General features: G+C 43.7%; 18 protein-coding genes. 5 read left to right on the top strand and 13 right to left on the bottom strand.

Translation table 11 applies throughout. The features are described from left to right. Both GC102_RS28980 and GC102_RS28975 read left to right on the top strand, forming a co-directional pair. On the top strand, positions 1–1,263 hold a 1,263-nt coding region (locus GC102_RS28980), incomplete at its 5' end, for an NAD-dependent malic enzyme (protein ID WP_281367722.1). 178 nt (positions 1,264–1,441) lie between these two features. Further along, positions 1,442–2,245 (top strand): DUF2935 domain-containing protein, encoded by an 804-nt coding sequence (locus GC102_RS28975; protein WP_171692592.1) that lies wholly within the window; start codon positions 1,442–1,444, stop codon positions 2,243–2,245. Positions 2,246–2,326: 81 nt separating this feature from the next. Here the strand turns inward: GC102_RS28975 and leuB are convergent, their stop codons facing one another. The 13 genes from leuB to ilvB form a co-directional block, all read right to left on the bottom strand. Continuing rightward, positions 2,327–3,406, bottom strand: a complete 1,080-nt coding sequence (leuB, locus tag GC102_RS28970; protein ID WP_056835930.1) for a 3-isopropylmalate dehydrogenase — start codon at positions 3,404–3,406, stop codon at positions 2,327–2,329. Between the two features lie 151 nt (positions 3,407–3,557). Continuing rightward, the gene (locus tag GC102_RS28965) at positions 3,558–4,676 is read right to left on the bottom strand and encodes a Ger(x)C family spore germination protein (protein ID WP_171692591.1); all 1,119 of its coding nucleotides are present in this window, start codon (positions 4,674–4,676) and stop codon (positions 3,558–3,560) included. After that, a complete protein-coding gene (locus tag GC102_RS28960) occupies positions 4,673–5,773 on the bottom strand; it encodes a GerAB/ArcD/ProY family transporter (protein ID WP_171692590.1) in 1,101 nt (366 codons plus the stop codon). The genes GC102_RS28965 and GC102_RS28960 overlap by 4 nt, the downstream gene beginning before the upstream one ends. Beyond that, complete coding sequence (locus GC102_RS28955) at positions 5,770–6,888, bottom strand: Ger(x)C family spore germination protein (RefSeq protein WP_171692589.1); 1,119 nt, start codon at positions 6,886–6,888, stop codon at positions 5,770–5,772. Before GC102_RS28955 ends, GC102_RS28960 begins: the two co-directional genes overlap by 4 nt. Next, positions 6,885–7,985, bottom strand: coding sequence for a GerAB/ArcD/ProY family transporter (locus tag GC102_RS28950; protein WP_171692588.1), 1,101 nt, complete (start codon positions 7,983–7,985; stop codon positions 6,885–6,887). Before GC102_RS28950 ends, GC102_RS28955 begins: the two co-directional genes overlap by 4 nt. Beyond that, positions 7,982–9,517 carry a spore germination protein gene (locus GC102_RS28945; RefSeq protein WP_171692587.1) on the bottom strand — a complete coding sequence of 512 codons (1,536 nt, stop codon included), beginning with the start codon at positions 9,515–9,517 and terminating at the stop codon, positions 7,982–7,984. The genes GC102_RS28950 and GC102_RS28945 overlap by 4 nt, the downstream gene beginning before the upstream one ends. A gap of 150 nt (positions 9,518–9,667) precedes the next feature. Next, positions 9,668–10,516 (bottom strand): VanW family protein, encoded by an 849-nt coding sequence (locus GC102_RS28940; protein ID WP_246321173.1) that lies wholly within the window; start codon positions 10,514–10,516, stop codon positions 9,668–9,670. Positions 10,517–10,615: 99 nt separating this feature from the next. After that, a complete protein-coding gene (locus GC102_RS28935; RefSeq protein ID WP_171692585.1) occupies positions 10,616–11,020 on the bottom strand; it encodes a hypothetical protein in 405 nt (134 codons plus the stop codon). 62 nt (positions 11,021–11,082) lie between these two features. Next, entirely contained in the window at positions 11,083–12,279 is a 1,197-nt protein-coding gene (locus GC102_RS28930) for an aminotransferase-like domain-containing protein (protein ID WP_171692584.1), read from the bottom strand. 96 nt (positions 12,280–12,375) lie between these two features. Continuing rightward, on the bottom strand, positions 12,376–13,923 hold the full coding sequence (locus GC102_RS28925; protein WP_171692595.1) for a 2-isopropylmalate synthase: 1,548 nt from the start codon (positions 13,921–13,923) through the stop codon (positions 12,376–12,378). 324 nt (positions 13,924–14,247) lie between these two features. After that, positions 14,248–15,240: a ketol-acid reductoisomerase gene (ilvC, locus tag GC102_RS28920; RefSeq protein WP_171692583.1), complete on the bottom strand. Its 993-nt coding sequence runs from the start codon at positions 15,238–15,240 to the stop codon at positions 14,248–14,250. Positions 15,241–15,432: 192 nt separating this feature from the next. After that, on the bottom strand, positions 15,433–15,921 hold the full coding sequence (gene ilvN / locus GC102_RS28915) for an acetolactate synthase small subunit (RefSeq protein ID WP_057305082.1): 489 nt from the start codon (positions 15,919–15,921) through the stop codon (positions 15,433–15,435). Further along, positions 15,921–17,666: a biosynthetic-type acetolactate synthase large subunit gene (gene ilvB, locus GC102_RS28910; protein ID WP_171692582.1), complete on the bottom strand. Its 1,746-nt coding sequence runs from the start codon at positions 17,664–17,666 to the stop codon at positions 15,921–15,923. Before ilvB ends, ilvN begins: the two co-directional genes overlap by 1 nt. Positions 17,667–18,182: 516 nt before the next feature. On the opposite strand from ilvB, the gene GC102_RS28905 reads away from it, so the two are divergent. The 3 genes from GC102_RS28905 to GC102_RS28895 are packed head-to-tail and all read left to right on the top strand — an operon-like array spanning position 18,183 to position 22,095. Continuing rightward, on the top strand, positions 18,183–19,709 hold the full coding sequence (locus tag GC102_RS28905; protein WP_171692581.1) for a spore germination protein: 1,527 nt from the start codon (positions 18,183–18,185) through the stop codon (positions 19,707–19,709). A gap of 26 nt (positions 19,710–19,735) precedes the next feature. Beyond that, complete coding sequence (locus GC102_RS28900; RefSeq protein WP_171692580.1) at positions 19,736–20,971, top strand: Ger(x)C family spore germination protein; 1,236 nt, start codon at positions 19,736–19,738, stop codon at positions 20,969–20,971. Between the two features lie 23 nt (positions 20,972–20,994). Further along, a complete protein-coding gene (locus GC102_RS28895) occupies positions 20,995–22,095 on the top strand; it encodes a GerAB/ArcD/ProY family transporter (protein WP_171692579.1) in 1,101 nt (366 codons plus the stop codon). The last annotated feature ends 26 nt before the right edge of the window (positions 22,096–22,121 follow it).

The following is a 22,121-nucleotide window of genomic DNA, read 5'->3' as shown; positions in this document are numbered from 1 at the left end:
CGGGATATTACTGTCGATCTTTCGGATAAGGATGAAGCGTTAATCGCAGAGGCTCTGAAACAACTCGAGGGCATTAAAGTCATCAACGTCTCTGATCGCACCTTTCTCGTGCATCTAGGTGGCAAAATTACGATTCAGCCGACACTTCCGATCAAGAATCGCGATGATTTATCCAAGGTATATACCCCAGGTGTTGCTCGAGTCTGTACGGCGATAGCTGAAAATCCGAAGAAAGCATATTCACTTACCATTAAGCGAAATACGGTGGCAGTTGTTACTGATGGTACTGCTGTTCTAGGCTTAGGCGACATTGGCCCGCATGCGGCAGCTCCGGTTATGGAAGGTAAAGCTATGCTCTTCAAGCAGCTCGCTGGCGTTGACGCGTTTCCGATCTGTTTGGATACCCAGGATACCGAAGAAATCATTCGCACGATCAAAGCGATTAGTCCGATTTTCGGCGGTATTAACTTGGAGGACATTAGCTCTCCGCGCTGCTTTGAAATTGAGAATAGGCTCGCTGAAGAGCTGGAGATTCCTGTCTTTCATGATGATCAGCATGGAACAGCTGTCGTTGTGATCGCGGGACTGCTCAATGCGCTCAAAGTCGTTGGCAAGCGGATTGAAAATATCCGCATTGTCGTTAATGGGATAGGTGCTGCAGGCGTATCCATTTGCAAAATGCTGCTCCAGGCAGGCGTTACGCGCCTCGTTCCTGTAGATCGGGAAGGCGCTATCGTGCGCGGCGGGACTTACGCCCACCCCATGTGGCAGTGGCTTGCCGAACAGCCTCAAGTGGAATCGACTGAAGGAACTCTGCAAGAAGTGATTCAAGGTGCAGACGTATTTATCGGGGTATCAAGAGGTCGCCTTTTGAAAGCAGAAGACGTGAAGAAGATGGCTCCTCAAAGCATCGTGTTCGCAATGGCTAATCCCGATCCTGAAATTACGCCGGAGGAGGCGCTTCCGCATGTTGCTGTATTTGCTACGGGACGAAGCGATTATCCGAATCAAATTAATAACGTGCTTGTATTCCCTGGATTATTCAGAGGGGCACTCGACTGCCGAGCACGACGAATTAATGAGCCGATGAAGCTTGCCGCGGCGAGAGCAATTGCTTCCGTCGTTTCAGCGGCAGAGCTCAACGAACATTACATTATCCCTAGTATTTTCAATGAGCAAGTCGTGATACAAGTACGCAAAGCTGTGATTGAAGCGGCCATTTTAACGAATGTTGCTCGGAGAACCCCGCCTGAGTTTAGGTAATGGGAATAACCCGACAAGAACAATGAGTAGTTTGCTACGGTGAACTGCTCATTGTTCTTTTTTTACTATTCAATCAATCGCAGTCACTCGTTGTCCTATTTTCACGACATCTGCATAAGCTCCTCCCACGAAGATTATACATAGAGTATCAGACTATTTCTTGAGGAGAGTGTCGGAATTGTCAAATGAGTTCGTTAGCCGTTCATTGGATGAGATACGATTTTGGTCACGTATTATGAAAGAGCATTCCTTATTTCTAAAGCTGGGATTTCGGTGTGAGGATACGCAATTAATTCAAGAAGCAGATCATTTTTATCATACTTTTGAACAAATAGAAGGCAAATCCCATGCATTCACAGAGTTAACTGATCCTGAGCAAATCATACGCTTTAACATGGAAGCTCACTTAGCCGCAACCCACATTTGGGCTTTTAAAAGAAGGGTTTTAGGTCTCATCATCCAATGTAAACTTCCAGGCGGTAACAATTTCCCTTTATTAGTTGATCATACCAGTAGAGAGGCTAATTATTTTAGAAATCGCTTAGAGGAATTGAATGCTGGTCGATTAGAACCGCTGCCCGATGCAATCATTGATGAAAATGTTTTCTTTTTGAGAATAATGGCTGACCATGCGAAGTTCATCGGACATCTCCTTGATCCGTCCGAACGACAACTAGTTGAGCAAGCTCGAAACTTTAGTCAAGATTTCGACCAACTGCTCTTTCAAGCTGTTGATTTAAGTGGAATGCGCCCTCAATCCCAAACGGAGCCCCTTCTTGACCAATTCCTTGATCAGAATAGGGTTTCTGTCGTTTCTCTGCGAGATTTCAAAAAGACTGCAAGGGATTTAATCGATGCTTGTCGTATAAAAAGCATCATTCATCCTTTACTAGCTGACCATGTGTTTCGTGAGGCTGAAAGATTCCTCTACATCATTGATATGTTCGAAGCAAGCTTAACAAGAAAACAAGCTGCCAACTAGACTCTCGCAATGTACAGAGGCCGAGCTGCAAAAAAAGCTCGCCCTCTGAAGCCTCTACGGCCTCGTCGGACAAGCTTTTTATTATTTACGCATAGCGTCTACGATCAGTTGGCCCATTGCAAGGGTACCGATTGCTGTGCTCTTATCAACCGCGATGTCGCCTGTGCGGTGACCCGCATCCAGCACTTCTTTCACTGCACGTTCGATGGAATCCGCAGCTTCGTGGTAACCGAATGTCAAACGGAACATCAATGCTACCGAAAGAATGGTTGCGATTGGGTTGGAGATGCCTTGACCAGCAATATCAGGTGCGGAGCCATGTACCGGCTCGTACAAGCCGAAGCTGCCTTCGCCAAGAGAAGCGGATGCCAACATACCGATGGAACCTGTCAGCATGGCTGCTTCATCACTCAGAATGTCGCCGAACATGTTTTCAGTCACGATGACGTCGAAGCTGGATGGGCGGCGCAGCAATTGCATCGCACAGTTATCAACGAGCACGTGCTCCAGCTCAACATCAGGATAATCAACAGCAATGCGGTTCACGGTTTCGCGCCATAGACGGGAAGTTTCAAGAACGTTCGCTTTGTCTACAGAAGCAAGTTTCTTGCGACGCGTCTGTGCGATTTCAAACGCTTGACGAGCAATACGCTCGATTTCAGTAACATTATAAGCACAAGTATCGACAGCTTCTTGACCATTTGCTGTTTCACGACGGAATTTCTCTCCGAAGTAGATCCCGCCAGTCAATTCACGAACAACGATCAAATCCGTTCCTTCCAGTACTTCAGGCTTCAACGTGGAAGCTTCTTTCAAGCAGTCAAAGATGAAAGCTGGACGAATGTTCGAGAACAATCCAAGCGCTTTACGAATACCGAGCAGGCCCGTTTCAGGACGAAGCTCTTTGGAGTTGTTATCCCATTTCGGCCCGCCAACAGCTCCTAGAAGTACAGCGTCTGCCGATTGGCAAACTTTCAACGTTTCTTCCGGAAGTGGCGTTCCTTTCTCATCAATCGCAATCCCGCCGAATAAGGCGTGCTCTGTTTCAAATTGATAACCGAATAATTCCTCGGTACGTTTCAATACTTTTTCCGCTTCTGCAACGACTTCTGGACCAATTCCGTCTCCAGCGATTACAGCGATTTTCTTCACATCTGCCATGACTGCCATTCACTCCTTAGATTAGTAAACCTGCTATTGAAAGCATTTACTATCGTTATATACTGCTAACATTGTATCATAAGTAGCCCCTCTTCTTTAGATATAAAAGCTATCGCATTTATAGGTATCACCTATCAACAATTCTCAACGTCTATTCAGAAACCCCAATACTTTTAATGATGACTTTCGGTGAAACATTTACTGTTGCTTCAGATAGCGCTTTTCCCCAGTTATCCTCTACCTTCTTCCAGTCTTTATTCTGATATGCACGTACATGGACACCAAACTGAAAAGGATCTACTTGATATTTTTGAGCTTTCTTGATTAATGCCTCGCATTCTTTTTTCAACTCTTTTTCAATGACTTGTTCTAACTGTTTTTTCTTCTCATCTAAGTTGAGGTCAAACGTGCGCTCCGTCAAATCGATCTGAACCTTCATCTTAATATCGATTGTAAGCTCGCCACCTTCGAAATTCGCTTTAATCTTTGGATTTGCCTTTTTTATATTGAAACTCACATAGGACAGCTTTTCATCCGTATGGAACATTTCAGGAGGTAAGTGAAACGTTAACGGTAAAGGGTTACTCACATTGCGCTGTAATAATAGGAGCAGAGAACTTTCTTGATGATTCAAAGAAGTCGCATAGGTGCCGTCTTTATGTAAAAGAACAGTACCTGAAATAACGAGGTCATTTTTCTCTACTTTCATTTCAGTTAAAGTAGGCGTCATTCCTTTATCCTTCATTTGTTGATGAAATTGCTGTAGTGAAGTTTGCACGGTAATCCTGCTCTTATATGTGCTTTCTAGCAGTTGTTTAATCACATTGGAGATTATGCCTTTATCACTCATGTTCGTATACATCAATTCTTTAATGGTCCCATCAACCACAATCACATTCGCATTAATCTCATTTCGGGAATCGCGGAAGAGAACATCCAAATAGGGAAATGCGTTTCTGTCCTGCAGCAGTTTTTTTCCTATAAGAACATTTTGCGATTTTCCGTAAGCTAGGGTGCCGCTCGTCTTACTATCAATTTCCCCTTTTGATTTACGCATCGTTTTAGCAGTTGTTGATGTGATTTTATATCTATCTGTGGCTTCTTTGTTGAAGACAGGAGTTGTCGTGAATACGATTAGCTTATTATTCTCATCAAAATCTATAGCCTCTGTAAGAACAAACTGTTGATTCTCTAAATAAATGGCTTTACCGCACCCAGTTACAAACAATAAAATTGCCAATGTTAAAAAAATGTAATTGAATTTCTTCATTGTCGATGTTCCTTTCTTCTGCGATGAAAAAGCCATCCGTAAATCCAAAGGAAAATGGGGAACATAAAAGCGAAGCATAAACCTATAGTCCCCTGTGATTCGCCCATTTTAGTTATTTGAGAAGAAGTTGGGATAAAAAAGAATGACATTACGATCCATAGGATCATATTTATTCGTATTGAATTTCGATGATCCTGTTTGCCAAATAAATGACTTATTCCTAGCGCAGCCATGTAGGTGTAAGGAATAATCGTCATAAATAAGATAAACAAATAAAAGGACAGGCAGATAATCTCCAGCCGTTCCAAAAAAGGCAATTGGATAACCTTCAATAAGTTGAGCACAGGATAAACGTACTCTGTCACCTCAACTGGAGAGAATTTAACAAAACAGACGATTGTAGTCGTTAAATAGATAATCATCGATAAGGAATTTGCAATAACAATTCCCTTGGATGCTGATTTCTTATCCTTTAGAAAAGGATAAAGGATGAAAGCCAGTTCAAATCCTAGGAAAGAATATACGGTTGATTTTACGGTAGAAAGAATGGGAAACAGATCTCCTTTTCCAATCGGAAGAAGGTACATCCACTCTACATCCTTTAGTGCTAATAACAACAAGAAAGGCATCCACAAAGTAATCATAAAAACAAACTCAGCAAAGTGTCCGATCACCCTTATTCCCTGTTTGGTAATCATATAGATGGGAACGATAAACAGGATCATTAAGATGAAGTTCCGTATATCCGGAACGATCCATATCTTTATGATGTGAATCGTTGCAAGCATGAGTGTAATTGCTGAATATGCCGCAAATAGTATCCATGCTACCGCTAAACCTTTACCCACCCATTTACCAAAGTATTTAGATAACAGTTCGAATAACGTATACTCGGGATTTCTCTCCATAACTCTTATGATGACCAAACTTACCAGTATAGACATAATCCAACCCAGTACAATGGATATCCATCCGTCGGTACCCGCATTTTTAGCCAAATCGCGGGGCAGGGCTAGGACACCGATCCCAACTTGGGTTTCACATATAATAAAGATGTATTGTTTCAAGGAGATTTGATTCATCGAATATTTGTTCATTCGGAAACTCCGATACTTTTGATGGCAACTTTAGGTGAAACATTTACTGTTGCTTCAGATAGAGCTTTTCCCCAGTTATCCTCTACCTTCTTCCAATTTTTATAATCGTGTGCCCGCACATAAATCCCAAAACCAAAAGGGTCTACTTGATTCTTTTGAGCTTTCTTAATTAAATCCTGGCATTCTTTTTCAAGTTCTTGTTCAATCGCTTGTTCCAACAGTTTGCTCTGTTTCTCCATGTCTAAGGTAAACATACGTTCCGTTAAATCGATCGGAACCTTCATCTGGATATCGATGGTAAGATGGTTTCCTTCGAACTTTGTCTTGAAATTAACCTTTACCTTTTTCATAATGAAACTCACATAAGACATTTCTTCATCCGTATGAAACATCTCAGGAGAAAGGTGAAACGTTAATGGTATGGGATTCTTCGTATTGCGCTGCAAAAATATCAGTAGAGAACTTTCTTGTTTATTGAAAGAAGTAGCATAGGTACCATCTTTATGTAAAAGAGTGGTCCCTGAAATAACGAGTTCATTTTTCTCTACTCTCATTTCAGTTAGACATGGCGTCATTGCATTATCCGTCATTTGTTGATGGAATTTCAGCAGTGTAGTTAGCACTGAAATTCTGCTTTTGTATGTGCTTTCTATTAATTGTTTGATCACAGCACCTATTCGGCCTTTATCACTCATCTTCGTATGCATGACCTCTTCCACAGACCCATCAAGCACAATCACATTTGCATTAATTTCATTTTTGGGATCGCGGTAGAAGACATCCAAGTAGGGTAATACATTTGTTTGCTGCAGCATTTTTTTTCCTATAAGAATACTTTGCAATTTTCCAGGTGCAATATTACCGTTTATTTTCGACTCGAGTTTTTTCTTCGATTCACGCATCGTATCCGCAGTTGTGCTTGTAATTTTATATCTATCCTTAGCTACGTTACTGAAAACGGGACTTGAAGTGTAGATGACCACCTTCTTTTCTTCATCAAAATCCATTCCCTGAGTAAGAAGAAACCGTTGATTCTCTATATAAACCGCCTTACCGCACCCGGTTAACCATAATAAAGCTGCCCCTGTTAAGAAAATGCCCTGCCATTTCTTCATTGTTTCTGTTCCTTTCTAGCGAGATGAAACAGCCATCCGTAGATCCAGAGGAAAATGGGAAACACAAAAGCGAAATAGGTACCTGCTATCCCCCACGATTTGCCCATTTGAATGATTTGGGAAGAAGAAGGGAGGAAAAAGAAAGACAATAAGATCCAAAGGCACAGGAGTATTCGTAAAACATTTCGATGATCCTGCTTGCCGCATAATTGACTTGCTCCCAGCACAGCTGTATAGAGATAGGGAATGATCGTCATAAATAGCAGAAACAAATAAAAGGAAAGAAAAGTGATCTCCAACCGTTCTAAAAACGGCAATCGGATGAGCTTCAATAAATTGAGCGTGGGATAAGCGTAGTCTTTAATTTGATCTTGAGAAAACCTAACAAAACTGATAACTGTCACCATTATAAATACAAACATGGATAAAGAGTTTGCAATTACAATTCCCTTGGTCGCGGATTTTTTGTCCTTTAGAAACGGGTATAGAATGAAAGCCAGTTCAAATCCAAGGAAAGAAAGGATCGTTGATTTTACGGTAGACAGAATGGGAAGCAATCCTTCTTTACCGATTGGAAGAAGGAAAAGCCAATGGGTATCTTTGAATGTATAAAACAACAAGAAAGGCATCCACAAAGAGACTAGAAAAACTAACTCAGCAAAGATTCCGATCACCCTTATTCCATGCTTCGTAATCATATAGATGGGAATGACAAACAGGATCATCAAGATAAAGTCACGAATATCCAGTATGATCCATACCTTTATGATATGGATCGTTGAAAACATGACCACGCATGCTGCAAATGCCGTATACAGTATCCAAAGAACAGATAAACTTTTACCCACCCACTTGCCAAAGTATTTAGATAAAAGTTCGATTAACGTATATTCGGGGTTTTTCTCCATAATTCGAATGATGATTAAGCTTAACAGCATAGACAATATCCAGCCCAATAAAATGGATATCCACCCATCCTTACCGGCCGTTTTAGCTAAATCGCGGGGAAGAGATAAGACACCGATCCCGACTTGCGTTTCAAATATGATAAAGATGTATTGTTTCAAAGAAATTTGATTAAACGAATATTTATTCATGGTTGATCTTCACCTTCTCTGTTTGCTCCCTGTCTTTGTAGTTGAGTTGGATCGGCCGAGACCGGGCGTTTTTTCATTTTCCACATAGGGACCCGAATCCATACGTCTTTCCAATCAGACAGTCGGATTGGAGCAACTGGACTTCCATAGGAAATCCCAAAAGATTCCATTGAAATAAGGTGGGCCCCAATAATCATCAGTCCTATCACAATGCCTACCATACCGAACAAAGAGGCCATAATCATCATGGGAAAACGGAGCAATCGCAGTGAAGATGACATGTCGTAATCAGGGATAATAAAAGAGGAAATAGCTGTGATAGCAACGATAATCACCATAATATTACTTACAATTCCCGCTTGAACCGCCGCCTGACCGATAACAATACCCCCTACGACTCCAATTGTTTGTCCAATAGGGCCTGGAAGACGTAAACCTGCTTCCCTTAACATCTCTAGGGCTATCTCCATTAGAAATGCCTCTACAATCGGAGGAAAAGGTACCCTTGCTCTGGATTCCCCGATCGATATCAACAAATCCAAAGGAAGTACTTCATAATGAAACGAAACAATGGCTATATATACAGAAGATAATGAGATCGTCGTAACTAAGGCTAGATAACGTAAAATACGTAGAAAAGTGGCTATGATCCAGCGATTGCTGTAATCATCGACACTTTGAAAGAACGCCGAAAAGGTTACAGGAGCAACGATTACACTGGGGGAATGGTCGACAACGACGACTATTCTTCCTTGCAAAATATGAGCCGCAGCAGAATCTGGACGTTCCGTCATGATTAACTGTGGAAATATACTGATTGGATGATCTTCTATATATTCAGCTAATTCTCCCGTATTTAGAATGGCATCCACATTAATTTGAAGTAGACGGTCCTCCATCTCTTTCACGAAATCAGGTTGTACAACATCTTCGAGATACATAATAGAGACTCTCGTATTTCCACGAGATCCGACGTTGTATTCTTTTATTTTCAATTCGCGATTAGGAAGATAGCGCCTGATCAAGGCAATATTCTGCCCCGATGTCTCGACAAATCCTTGGTGTGATCCCTTTAGCGTCGATTCGATTTGCGGCTCTTTAATCGCTCTCTGAGGCCAGCCTTGCGTACATAAAACAAGCGAACGCTCTTGCCCTTCAATAAATAGGATGCTTTGGCCTTGGAAAATCGCTTGTTCAATGTGGGACCATAAATTCACAATTTCTGTTTTTGCAATCGTAGTGGAAGAGTTCCAAACATCGTTAACCGAATTGATTTCATACATGAGCGGCTTTAAGATGTTATTATTAATCGCTGATTTATCAATGAGCCCTTCCAAATAAACAAGTACGGCATTTTCCCCTGTTCTTAATTGAAACTGACGAGTAACAAGATCCGGGGCATGACTAAATAAGGTTTGTAGGATAATTAGATTATTTTCAAGGGTCCCTGAGATCGGTAGATTAAAATGATCGGATGATTTCTTGATTGGAGCTGATTTTTTGCCATTTAACCATCTACGGATCGTCCCCATCCCTGCACCACCATTCTGATATCATGTACCCAATAGTTTCCCATATATAGGCAGAATTATTCGGAAACCAACGTCATATAAACAAAAGTAAAGAAGCCATCTGGATGTATCATCCAAACAGCTTCAAATAGCAAATTAATACAAGTTGCACTATCCTAATTTATCAACGAAATTTTCTGGATTTTCAGTTGATGACGTACCTTGCGGCAATAGGGGTTCATACATCATTATGGCATGATTCTCAGTCACCCATTCATCACCTACGATTTCACTTTCCAAGTTCAGCACTCTGCGATGTATCTCATTATGGCGAACATAGCCGCCCCAGTATTCGCGCGTAATCCAATGCTTGTTCTCATAAATTTCATAGGTATGCATTGCTGGCCTAACAGCACGCCACTCCCCAACCAAATGAGTATCAGTCACCCGGATAACGAGTTGAAACTCCTCCGTCTTCTCATTTAGAATTTGCAAGTCTAAATAATTATAGAAACAAGTTGCTCCGCTTCCAAAAGGCTGACTCCTTCCCGCATCCGGAAATACGTCATAGCTATGGCGATACCTTTCCGTTACGGTAAGCGGCGTATGCAGTGTCATCCAGTAGATTAAATTCGATAGCTGGCATAACCCACCTCCAACCCCTGCCTGCACCTGCCCATGAAAAAGCACCATGCCGTCCTGATAACCTTTACGCCGTGTCGTGCTGCCAATTAACCGCCAATAGGAGAATGTTTCTCCTGGCTTCACAATGACACCGTTTAGCTGCTTGGCTGCAATCCTTAGATTAATCACTTTATTATGTTGAAGCCACATATCTACGTCCTTTAGCTGTCTAAGGAGTGGCGTTTTATGTGAAAATAGGAGATAAGGGAGAGGCTCCGCTTGCTTCACTTTGGCATAGGTCTTACCATCCAAATACCACTGAAGATATCTTTTAAGTCGATACACTTTTTTACCAAGGAATATTCTTGCTCGGCTTCGGTTGATTGGTTTAAGCAAAGAAAAGCCTCCTTCAGCAAAAGACAATTTTATCGATCATTTTGAGCAAAAAGCCGCCATTGCCAGTAATTCACTGACTTGGCGGCTTTTTTTATACTCTTAGAGCTTTGAGATAACTATGGAAATGATAATACCAGAAACTGAAATCCAAAAGAAATAAGACTTTACGATCCTACCAACCAATGAATCTTGAAATTGGAATTGTTTCTTTTGATTGTGTTCCATATTCAAATCAGTGACTGATCCACTATTGCCGCCCAAACCAGTTACACTAGTAAATCCCTGGCTCAATGCACCTTTTGCAATAAAAGTAATGATCAATAATAATAAAGAACCCATGAACAAATAATTGGAAATCTGTATCAACATGAAGTCACCAATCCTTTCCATTGTCCTCCTTTTATCATAATTTGAAATATATCCCATGTCAATGATCCGCCAATCCCAGTTAAGATGCCTGGGGTTAGGCAGCTCTTTTGATTCTGCATTTCGAATATGGATCACAAAAAAAGCACCCTCATGCTGATGGTCTTTGACGACCAATTGGCATGAGGGTGCGCTATCTTCTATGCATTTTGTAGATATGATTCCATAGCCTTAGATAATTTCTGCATACCGAGTATCGTGTTCGCACGATCCGTATGCGTGTAATTCAGGCGCATCGTGTTGTATTGTGGATTTTCGGCGTAAAATGTGGATCCTGGAACAAACGCTACGCCTTCTTTTACCGCGATTTTCAGCAGATCTTCTGCACGAATATGCGCTGGAAGCTCCACCCAGATGAACATGCCGCCCTTCGGTTCTTCCCACTTCAGTCCAGGCCAGTTTAAATCTTTCAATAGGCCTGACATGAATTTCATCCGATCCAGATATTGCTCACGAATCAAGGAGATATGTGCGTCGAGATCAAAGTGCTCAAGCAAATGATACAGCGTTTGCTGATCAATCGTGCTGGAGTGCAGATCCGCAGATTGCTTAAAACGAGCAATTTGGCGAATAATGGTTTCGTCGCCCATTACCCATCCTGTTCGGAAGGCAGGAGCGACGGTTTTGGAGAATGTGCTGGTGTAAACAACATTCCCTCCTTCAGCTTTGCCACCCAGTGAGAAGATCGTTGGATAGGTTTCGCTTTCGTCAAACTGAATTTCCCCATACGGATCATCTTCCAGAATAAGCACTTCCGCGCCGCGGCAAATATCCAATAAGCCTTGACGGCGTTCCAAGCTCCATGCACGGCCTGCCGGGTTGGAGAAGGTCGGAATGACATAAACCATCTTCGGATTGTGCTTCGCAATTTTGGCCGACAGATCTTCAAGAATCATACCGTCTTTATCGCTATCAACCGAATAAATCTTAGCGCCTTTGGCTTGAAACACTTGAATCGCCGCCAAATACGTTGGGCTTTCAACAAGAATGACATCGCCTTCATCAATGTAAACACGCGTCATAAGATCAATCGCTTGCTGAGAACCCGTCGTCAGCAGCATCTCGTCAGGTGTTACTTGCATATTCTTAGCAGCCATCCGCTTGCATAAGGATTCACGAAGTGGCTTGTAGCCCTCAGTCAAACCATATTGCAGCGCTGACTTCCCGCCGCCAATCACTCTTTGAAACGCATCAGCAACCGCGTCCAAAGGAAAAAACTCTTCAGCAGGCAATCCGCCGGCAAAAGAAATAATCGAACTGCCTTGTGTCAGCTTGAGAATTTCTCTTACCGCCGAGGATGAGAAACCTTCCAGCGACTTAGAAAATCGATATTTCATAAATGGACGCATCCTTTCGCATTTGTAGAAAGCACCCCTCCTCGCTATGCTTGGAGGTGAGGTGCTTATCTGGGTGGTGCCGTGGACTCAAGGTTATTAAATCAACGTGACGTTGCTTCTGTTGCTTGTTGGGGTTTTGCGTTTTTCAATGAGCCTATTCACAGCGTCCAAGTACGCTTTGGCGCTTGCTTCCAGAATATCCGTTGAAATACCGCGACCTTGAACGGATACATCGTTTTGCTTAAGAACAACATGAACTTCGCCTAATGCATCTTTCCCGTGGGATACGGATTTGATGGAGTAGTCGTCAAGTTCGACGTCTTCCTTCGTTGCTTTATCAATCGCATTATAAATCGCATCAACCGAGCCGTTACCGACCGCACTTTCTGCCACTTCGGTGCCGTCCTGAAAGCGAACGTGAACCGTTGCCGTTGGCGTCATCTGGTTACCATAGGCAACCTGAAGCGTGCCTAGCGCAAAAATTTCCGGCGTCTCGATCAGTTTCTCTTCGATCAATGCGCGAATATCTTCGTCCTCAACTTGCTTCTTACGATCTGCCAAGTCTTTGAACTTGGCAAAAGCCGCGTTCACTTGCTCGTCTCCGAGGTCGTAGCCGAGATCAATTAACTTCTCACGGAACGCATGGCGTCCGGAGTGTTTACCCATCACGAGCTTACTTTCCTTGACCCCGATGGTCTCAGGGGAAATAATCTCGTAAGTCGTTTTCTCTTTGAGCATCCCATCCTGATGGATGCCGGACTCATGGGCGAACGCGTTAGCGCCGACGATCGCCTTATTGCCTGGCACCACCATGCCGGTCAGCTTGCTGACCAAACGGCTGGTGCGATAGATCTCTTTCAGCACAAGCGAAGTTTTCGCTTGGTAGAAATCCTGGCGCGTCTCGAGCGCCATCACAACTTCCTCGATCGAGGTGTTGCCCGCTCGCTCGCCGATGCCGTTGATGGTGCCTTCGATTTGATCGGCACCGTTCAACACCGCCGCTAGCGCGTTAGCCGTAGCCATTCCGAGGTCGTCATGGCAGTGCGCGCTCAGCTGAATCTTCTCAATGCCTGGCACAGTGTCCTTCAGCATTTTGAAAATATTGCCGTAGTCGTACGGTGTCATAAATCCGACTGTATCCGGAATATTCACGACGGAAGCGCCAGCACGAATAGCCATTGCTGTTACTTCTGCGATGAAATCCAGCTCAGTGCGCCCTGCATCTTCGAGTGAAAACTCGATTTTGCTGAAATACTTCTTCGCATATTTAATCGCTGCTTCGGCTGTTTCCAGCACTTGGTGTTTCTCCATCTTCAGCTTATGCTGGCGATGAATGGGGGACGTTGCTAGGAATAGATGAATACACGGATCCTGAGCGCCCTGGAGCGCTTCACGGACGGCCTCGATGTCACTCTCCTTCGAGCGGGACAAACCGATAACAGAGGCATTCCTGACGGCTCTCGCAACGGCATTCACACCAGCCAAATCACCTGGCGATGCGGCTGGGAAACCAGCCTCCATACGATCAACGCCAAGCTTCTCTAGCTGCAGCGCGATCTCGACTTTCTCCTGCGTGTTCAGGTTCACACCTGGCGATTGCTCTCCGTCTCTAAGCGTTGTATCAAAGATGTAGATTTTGCGCACCATGTCACCTCCTAAGAGATTTCTATTAAATTGATTAAAACCTAATTCTAACTGCTGACCGTTCCGTTCTTCAGCATTTGTCTCCGATCGTTTCTTGAAAACGTGTCCCCTCATCTGAATAAACAAAAGGTAGGGACACGTTTTCAAATACGAACGCTTCGCTTCTCCGACAAACACTGAGCCCTCCACTGGGCATTTCGAAGAAGGTTTTAAAGATTTAGAAATAAATCTTTACTCGTCTTTATAGTATTCACAGGGAGTGATTGGGAAATTCTCCTCAATCACTCCCTGTGGAAGGTATAGCTATAAATTTAGTACTTATGATTACTTTTTGATCCAGTGCATCATTTCACGCAGTTCTTTACCAACCACTTCGATTGGGTGCTCTGCTTCATTGCGGCGAGTTGCGTTCATGAAAGCAAAGTTGGATTGGTTTTCCAAGATGAAGTCGCGAGCGAATTTACCTTGTTGAATATCAGTAAGAACAGCTTTCATTGCTTTTTTCGTTTCAGCTGTGATAATACGAGGTCCAGTTACATAGTCACCGTATTCAGCTGTGTTGGAGATGGAGCTGCGCATGGAAGCAAGTCCGCCTTCATACATCATATCAACGATCAATTTCAGCTCGTGTAGACACTCGAAGTAAGCCATTTCAGGTGCATAACCAGCTTCAACCAATGTTTCGAAACCTGCTTTAACCAGTTCAGAAGCACCGCCACAAAGAACAGCTTGCTCACCGAACAAATCAGTTTCTGTTTCTTCACGGAAAGAAGTTTCGATAACGCCTGCACGTGTACAGCCGATACCTTTTGCATAAGCAAGACCGATTGCTTTTGCGTTGCCAGTAGCGTCTTTCTCGATTGCGATCAAGCCAGGAACGCCAAAGCCTTCAACATAAGTACGACGTACCATGTGACCTGGGGATTTAGGAGCTACTAAGAATACATCTGTACCTTCAGGAGCTACGATTTGTCCGAAATGGATGTTGAAACCATGGGAGAACATGATTGCTGCGCCTTTTTTCATGTTCGGTTGAATGGACTCACGGTATACGCGAGCTTGTGTTTCATCCGGCATCAAGATTTGGATCACGTCAGCGCGGCGTGCCGCTTCTTCAACGGATACAACTTCGAAACCATCATTTTTCGCAGCGTTCCAAGAACGGCCTTCACGAAGTCCGATAATAACGTTCAATCCGCTGTCACGCAAGTTTTGTGCTTGTGCGTGCCCTTGGGAACCATAACCAACTACTGCAATCGTTTTACCTTTAAGTACCGCTAAGTCTGCATCTTTTTCATAATAAGTAGTAACTGCCATTCGAATAAATCCTCCTTTGATATGATGAATCCGTAATTGTCTACCCCTTGAGTGGGTGTTTCAACGATTTACCCTCTGAAGCATAAGCGAGCGCTGACATCATCAACGATCATCCTTTTAAAGCGCTAAAGAGTACACCGCTGAAAGCCCCACTCAAGGAGGCTAACCTCTTTACCCAAACTGCTTTATGACTTATTTAACTGAACCGCGAATCATCGCTGTGACTCCCGTGCGGGAAAGCTCACGGATGCCATAAGGACGAAGTAATTCGACCATAGCATCTATTTTATCTGAATCTCCTACAACTTGCACGATAATTGAGGCGGGCCCAATATCTACAACCGCTGCGCGGAATGTCTCTACAATACCAAGTATTTCCGGACGCATGATCGGTTCTGCATTTACTTTAATGAGTGCAAGTTCTCTGGCAACCATTGGGTTCGAGCTTAGGTCGATGACTTTAATGACATCAATCAGCTTGTACAATTGCTTGGAAATTTGCTCAAGCGTGTTGTCGTCCCCTGTGGTGACGATAACCATTCGGGAAAGTCCGAGTTCTTCGGACTCCCCTACGGTGATGCTTTCAATATTGAAGCCTCTGCGTCCGAACAAACCGGATACACGCTGCAGGACACCAGGCTGATTGTTTACGAGTACGGAAACTGTATGTTTAGTTGTCATTATTCCGAATCCCCCATTAACATGTCACTAATTGTATCGCCTGCTTTAACCATTGGGAACACATTCTCTCCTTTTGGCACGACGAAATCAATAACGACAGGACCCGGTGTATCGAGTGCTTCCTGCCATGCTCTTCTTGCTTCTTCCTTCGTCGTAGCACGCAAGCCTTTTACGCCGTAAGCTTCTGCCAGTTTCACGAAATCAGGGCTGCCAGCCAAATCAATGTGGCTATAGCGGTTATCATAAATGATTTCCTGCCATTGACGAACCATGCCCAGCACTTGGTTGTTAATAATAACAACCTTCACCGGAATGTTGTTAATCGCACAGATCGCAAGCTCTTGCGCACACATTTGAACGCCGCCGTCGCCATTAATGGATACAACGAGTTTATCCGGGTTACCCATTTGAGCACCAATCGCTGATGGGAATCCGAAGCCCATCGTGCCAAGACCACCGGATGTAACCAAGGAACGCGGGTTTTTGAAGCGATAGAATTGAGCAGCCCACATCTGATGCTGTCCAACGTCTGTTGTAATAATCGCTTCGCCTTTCGTCGTTTCACTAATCATTTCGATAACGAATTGTGGCTTCAGTTCCGTCTCGGTATTGCCATATTTCAGAGGGAACTTCTCTTTGCTTTCCTGAAGCTCAGCAATCCAAGCTCCGCTCTTGGCAGGCTTTGCTTTGGTATTCGCATATTCTAGAACAGCTTTCACGTCGCCAACGCATGGGATATCAGTCTTCACGTTCTTGCCAATTTCCGCAGGATCAACGTCAATATGAGCGATTTTCTTCACTTTAGGAGCAAAACCGTTCAAATTCATCGTCACGCGGTCATCGAATCGGGAGCCGATAGAAATCAAGAGATCCGCATTCTGAATGGCTGTGTTCGCTGTAAATGTCCCGTGCATCCCTGGCATTCCGAGCCATAGCTCATGTGCGCTTGGGAAGCCGCTTAATCCGAGCAAGGTTGTTGCAACCGGAATCTGTGTTTTATTAACAAACTCGATTAATTCTTTGGATGCGTCTGCGTATACAACACCGCCGCCTGCAATAATGACCGGACGTTCTGCTTCTTCGATAGCTTTGATCAGCTTATCCACTTGCAGTTTATTCGGTTGCACCGTTGGGTTATAACCGCGGATGCTTACATCCTTTGCGGGTTTAAATATCGTTTTATGAGCGGAGACATCCTTAGGAATGTCAATGAGAACCGGACCTTTACGACCTGAGTTCGCAATATGGAACGCTTCATGAATGATGCGCGGTAGATCGTTTACGTCTCTAACCAAGTAGCTGTGCTTCGTAATCGGCATTGTAATACCGGTAATATCAGCCTCTTGGAAAGCATCCGTACCAATGAAGTTTGTAGCAACGTTACCTGTAATGACGACTAACGGAACGGAATCCATATATGCTGTAGCAATTCCTGTGACGAGGTTCGTTGCCCCCGGTCCGGAAGTTGCGATACATACACCAACTTTACCAGTGGAACGTGCATATCCATCAGCTGCGTGAATGGCGCCTTGCTCATGTCTAGTCAATAAGTGGTTAAAATCATCAAAACCATGCATAGCATCGTAGATGTACAAAACAGCGCCGCCCGGATATCCAAAGACGCAGTCCACACCCTCCAGCAATAAGCTTCTTAGCAGAATTTCGGAGCCTGTAATCAGGTCCGGCTTCATAAGCTTCTCAATCAATTCTTCTTTTGACCTCTTTGGTTCAGTTTGAACATTCATTGTGATCCTCCTCTCAAAAAGTAAGTTCATGTGAATCATCGAGCTTTCTTAGACAATAAGAAAAACCCCTATTCATCCCATACACGCACGTAACGTGTAAACGGGACGAAAGGGGTTCAAGCTTCCGTGGTACCACCCAAATTTGCTACGCGCCTCACAGCACATAGCCTTAGCAGGTATGTTCATGAAGAACAATACCCTCAGCACGATAACGTGTGCTCTTCCGATTTCCCCTATTGCTTGCGGCTGTGCCGCATGTTTCAGGAAAACAGCTCCGAGGTGACTTCGTACGTAAGGGATTAAGGCGATGGTTTCAGCAAGTCCAACGCTCTCTGCGCATAAGTGCCCTTATTACTTCTTCCTCTTCATAGCCGATTCGTTAGTGTAGATCACCATATAGAATATGATTAAAGATTATTATATGCATCCCCTGAAGAATAGTCAATAGTCAAACTGAATAAAACAAAATCAGGTGAGAGAAGATAATACCAATCTAGGAAAATTAGGGGGCTACTGATGAAATCGTCCCTGCCAATCCCTTTCCCGCTTTCATCAGACCTGCAAGTGAATATTGAACTGCTCCTGAAAAAGCTTGGGACAAGTTCGGATGTCATCATTCGCCGTATGGATATCGGCATCTTTCCCGATACCAATGCGATTGCTCTTGTGTACATAGAGGGTCTCGTTAAATCGGAAGCGGTCAATGATCATATTATCAAGCCCCTTCTAACTTCTCAAGAAACCGAGTTTTACTGGAACCAAGAAATTTGTTTTCATGATTTATTGAGACAAGCTTTAACCATTAGTAATTTGACCGCCACAATTGAGGGCGTAGACCTCTTGGCAGCTCTCTTGGACGGTAACACCGCCATTATGGCTGACGGCTACAATGAAGCAATAATTGCCGGTACAACAGGGTGGGATAAGCGTGCCATAGAGGAGCCTCAAACACAAACCGTCGTAAGAGGCCCGAAAGAAAGCTTTACAGAAGACTTGCGAACGAATACCTCCTTGCTGCGGAGGAAAATTAAATCCCCCGATCTTCGGTTTATTAGCCTGCGATTAGGTCGATATACGCAAACTGAAGTTGTCATCACCTATTTGGACGGAATTGCTGAAGATAAAGTCGTTCAAGAAGTCAAGGATCGCCTAGACAGGATAGACGTCGACAGCATCCTTGAGAGCGGGTACATTGAAGGATTCATCGAAGATAGAACCTACACCCCATTCCCTACCATTATGAACTCAGAGAGGCCAGATGCCGTAGCAGCTGGTCTTCTGGAAGGACAAGTTGCCATTATCGTCGATGGAACTCCTTTCGTTCTGCTTGCTCCAGTAACCTTTTTCAGATTTCTACAATCGAGTGAAGATTACTATCAACGTTTTGATATTGCTACTTTCGTCCGCTGTATTCGCTATATCTCTTTCTTTGTTTCCATGCTGCTCCCATCCTGCTATATCGCCGTCACAACCTTTCATCAAGAAATGCTGCCGACAACCTTGCTGATCAGCCTGGCCGCACAGCGGGAAGGCGTCCCTTTCCCCGCTATTGTGGAAGCTCTCTTGATGGAAATTACGTTCGAGGTTCTTCGGGAGGCTGGTATACGAATGCCCCGTGTCATCGGTTCAGCCATATCCATCGTTGGTGCACTCGTATTGGGGCAAGCTGCTGTGCAAGCTGGTCTTGTTTCGGCAGCTATGGTCATTGTCGTTTCCTTCACGGCCATCTCCAATTTCGTTACACCAGCGTTAAACATGGGGATAGCTGCCCGATTAATCCGATTCATCCTTATGCTGCTAGCTGGTACATTTGGCTTGTTCGGGATCATGGCAGGATGCATGGCCATCTTGATTCATTTAGCCTCTCTCCTTTCTTTCGGAGTCCCTTATCTAACGCCTATTGCTCCTCTAGCTTTACCCAAGTTTAGAGATATTCTCATCCGAGTTCCATGGGCGAAAATGGCTGGTCGCCCCTTAAGCAAAAACTACACCAGACAAGCACCGAACATGAAAAAGTCTCCACCAAAGAGGGATAATCCCTGATATGCCATTAAGGAGGTGCTATGTGAATGGGAAAAAACTTCCTTCACGGTTGGCTTCGCTTACTAACAAGCATCTTCTTATGCCTCCTGCTATCCGGATGCTGGGATCGGATCGAGTTAAATCAACTCGGAATTACAGCAGCAACAGCCATTGATTGGAACGGGAAAGACTGGACTGTTTCTTATCAGATCGTCATTCCACAATCGATTTCGAGTCAAAGCATGGGTGGAAATGCCGGCCAGCAAGCACCTGTCAGCGTATTCTCTACGAGCGGCGGTACCCTTCGAGGTGCGGTACAAAAATCAAGTTTGGAAATGCCCCGTGCTATGTTTTTTGCCCATAATCGAATTGTTGTCATTGGTGAACAGGCGGCAAAGCACGGCATTTCTCAGCTCATGGACATCTATTTGCGTAATTCGGATGCTCGAGAGACTGTCAGCGTATTAGTAACGAATGGGGAAGGAAGAAGAATCCTGGAGCAAGTTGCGTCCATTGAGAAGCTGCCTGGAGCTGCCGTTCGCAATATGATTCGCAATGAGGAAAAAAACGGCTCTAATTTTAATCATATGATGATTCAAAATGTCATGATGGGAATGACGAGTGACTCTTCCTATACATTGATTCCTGAAGTGATCATTTCTGGCACTGGCGTTGGCCCTAACTCTTCTATTGCTGAATTAAAGAAAACAACATCTGCAAACAAATTAAAATTGGGCAGACTTGGTATTTTCAAACAGGATAAGCTCGTTGGCTGGTTTACATCCGATGAAGGATACGGAATTAATTGGATCCGGGACACAATTAAAAAGACCGTTTTGCATTTCGGCTGTTCCAAAGACAGCAAAGATCATAAATCGGCGATTCGAATCACCAAAGCGACAAGCAAATTGAAGCCGATCCTTGCAAATGACGGGCAATGGATAATGAAAGTGGAAGTACATGCTGCTGGTGTTCTTATTGAGAATGGCTGCAATGACGACCTCTCAAAGATAAAGGGTATTAAAGCCACGGAAGACATTGCGAATGAGGAAGTTAAAAACTTAATGATCAAAGCCTTTCAATCTGCTATCGAGAAAAATACGGATGTATTTGGTTTTGCAGATGTGATTCACAGAAAATATCCTAAGGTATGGAAGAAAATAAAGAACGACTGGGAAGAACAATTTCCTACCCTCCAATTAGAGCCCAGTGTTCATATTAAAATTGACCGAATTGGAATGAGTAATAAGCCTTTTAAGCAACTACTGCATGACCACGAATAGTAAGTTATGGAAGGAGGCTTGCTATGGAGCGCATCAGCAATTACCAACTAGCCGTCACTATCATGCTTTTCGAAATAGGAAGTACACCCTTATTTGCCTTAGGCAGCGGCGCTAAGCAGGATTCTTGGCTTGCCATGCTGTTCGCCGCTGCAACGGGTTTGCTTTTATTATTCATGTTTTTGTATATACAACGAACAGCCCCAGAAGAGTGTCTGATCGGGCTCTTAAAACTGTGTTTCGGGACCAAAATAGGAACAGGGATTGGGATCCTCTTTGCCCTTTATTTTGCCTATGAATCCATGAGAAACCTTCGAGATTTTGGAGAGATAACGAATTTAACACTGCTAAGCTCGACACCCCAATATGTGACTATGCTTATTATTGTATTACTTGCTACTTACGCGGTTGCCATGGGTATCGAAACATTCTCCAGAGTGAATGAGGCCCTGTTACCGCTTATTTTCGTAAGCTACGGAGCATTGATATTATTGATTTTGATTTCTGGAATCCTCCACAGAGACAACCTGTTACCTATTCTCGATAATGGACTTGGTCCGGTTATCAAAGCCGCATTCCCTGACATTTTATCGTTTCCATTTGGACAAATGGTGCTGTTTTTTATGATATGGCACTTGTTGTCTGAGAAGCAAAAGATTAAGCGAATTAGTATAATCTCTTATCTCAGTGTTGCCGCTTTTTTAATTTTGATGAATATTTTAAACCTGATGGCGCTTGGGACAACCCTTGTTGCAAATAGTACCTTGCCTTTTTTACAGGCCGTTCAGTTAATACAGGTTGGTGATATTTTAGAGCGACTTGACGTTATGGTCACCTTGCTCTTATTTCTTGGTTTATTTGTGAAAATGACCGCTTTCTACTGGGGCGCCGTCTATGCATGTACCCGATTATCGCGCTCAACAAGTAGACGCCTGTGGATTTTCTATGTGGGTTTTATTATTTTTATCACATCTTTTATAGAACCGAACTATACCTATCACGTGTGGCTTGGCTTGAATGTTAGTGTAAAGTTTTTCCCTGTTTTTCAAGTCGTGATCCCGCTGTTGATGTTCTTCGTTGTACTGTTTCGTAAACATCGTCGATCAGAAACACCATCCAACGTTTAAAAACCTCGTCCATTTTATGCAAAAAG

The sequence above is a fragment of the Paenibacillus germinis genome, assembly GCF_013141785.1.
Lineage (GTDB): Bacteria > Bacillota > Bacilli > Paenibacillales > NBRC-103111 > Paenibacillus_E > Paenibacillus_E phytorum.
This window is presented reverse-complemented; position numbering and strand designations above follow the sequence as displayed.

Excerpts from the sequence above, each read along its gene's own strand:
- GC102_RS28955 (WP_171692589.1), bottom strand. The coding sequence starts at position 6,888 with ATGAAGAAATGGCAGGGCATTTTCTTAACAGGGGCAGCTTTATTATGG.
- GC102_RS28945 (WP_171692587.1), bottom strand. The coding sequence starts at position 9,517 with ATGGGGACGATCCGTAGATGGTTAAATGGCAAAAAATCAGCTCCAATC.
- GC102_RS28965 (WP_171692591.1), bottom strand. The coding sequence starts at position 4,676 with ATGAAGAAATTCAATTACATTTTTTTAACATTGGCAATTTTATTGTTT.
- GC102_RS28950 (WP_171692588.1), bottom strand. The coding sequence starts at position 7,985 with ATGAATAAATATTCGTTTAATCAAATTTCTTTGAAACAATACATCTTT.
- ilvC (WP_171692583.1), bottom strand. The coding sequence starts at position 15,240 with ATGGCAGTTACTACTTATTATGAAAAAGATGCAGACTTAGCGGTACTT.
- GC102_RS28895 (WP_171692579.1), top strand. The coding sequence starts at position 20,995 with ATGGAGCGCATCAGCAATTACCAACTAGCCGTCACTATCATGCTTTTC.
- GC102_RS28900 (WP_171692580.1), top strand. The coding sequence starts at position 19,736 with ATGGGAAAAAACTTCCTTCACGGTTGGCTTCGCTTACTAACAAGCATC.
- ilvN (WP_057305082.1), bottom strand. The coding sequence starts at position 15,921 with ATGACAACTAAACATACAGTTTCCGTACTCGTAAACAATCAGCCTGGT.
- GC102_RS28905 (WP_171692581.1), top strand. The coding sequence starts at position 18,183 with ATGAAATCGTCCCTGCCAATCCCTTTCCCGCTTTCATCAGACCTGCAA.
- GC102_RS28960 (WP_171692590.1), bottom strand. The coding sequence starts at position 5,773 with ATGAACAAATATTCGATGAATCAAATCTCCTTGAAACAATACATCTTT.
- leuB (WP_056835930.1), bottom strand. The coding sequence starts at position 3,406 with ATGGCAGATGTGAAGAAAATCGCTGTAATCGCTGGAGACGGAATTGGT.
- GC102_RS28930 (WP_171692584.1), bottom strand. The coding sequence starts at position 12,279 with ATGAAATATCGATTTTCTAAGTCGCTGGAAGGTTTCTCATCCTCGGCG.
- ilvB (WP_171692582.1), bottom strand. The coding sequence starts at position 17,666 with ATGAATGTTCAAACTGAACCAAAGAGGTCAAAAGAAGAATTGATTGAG.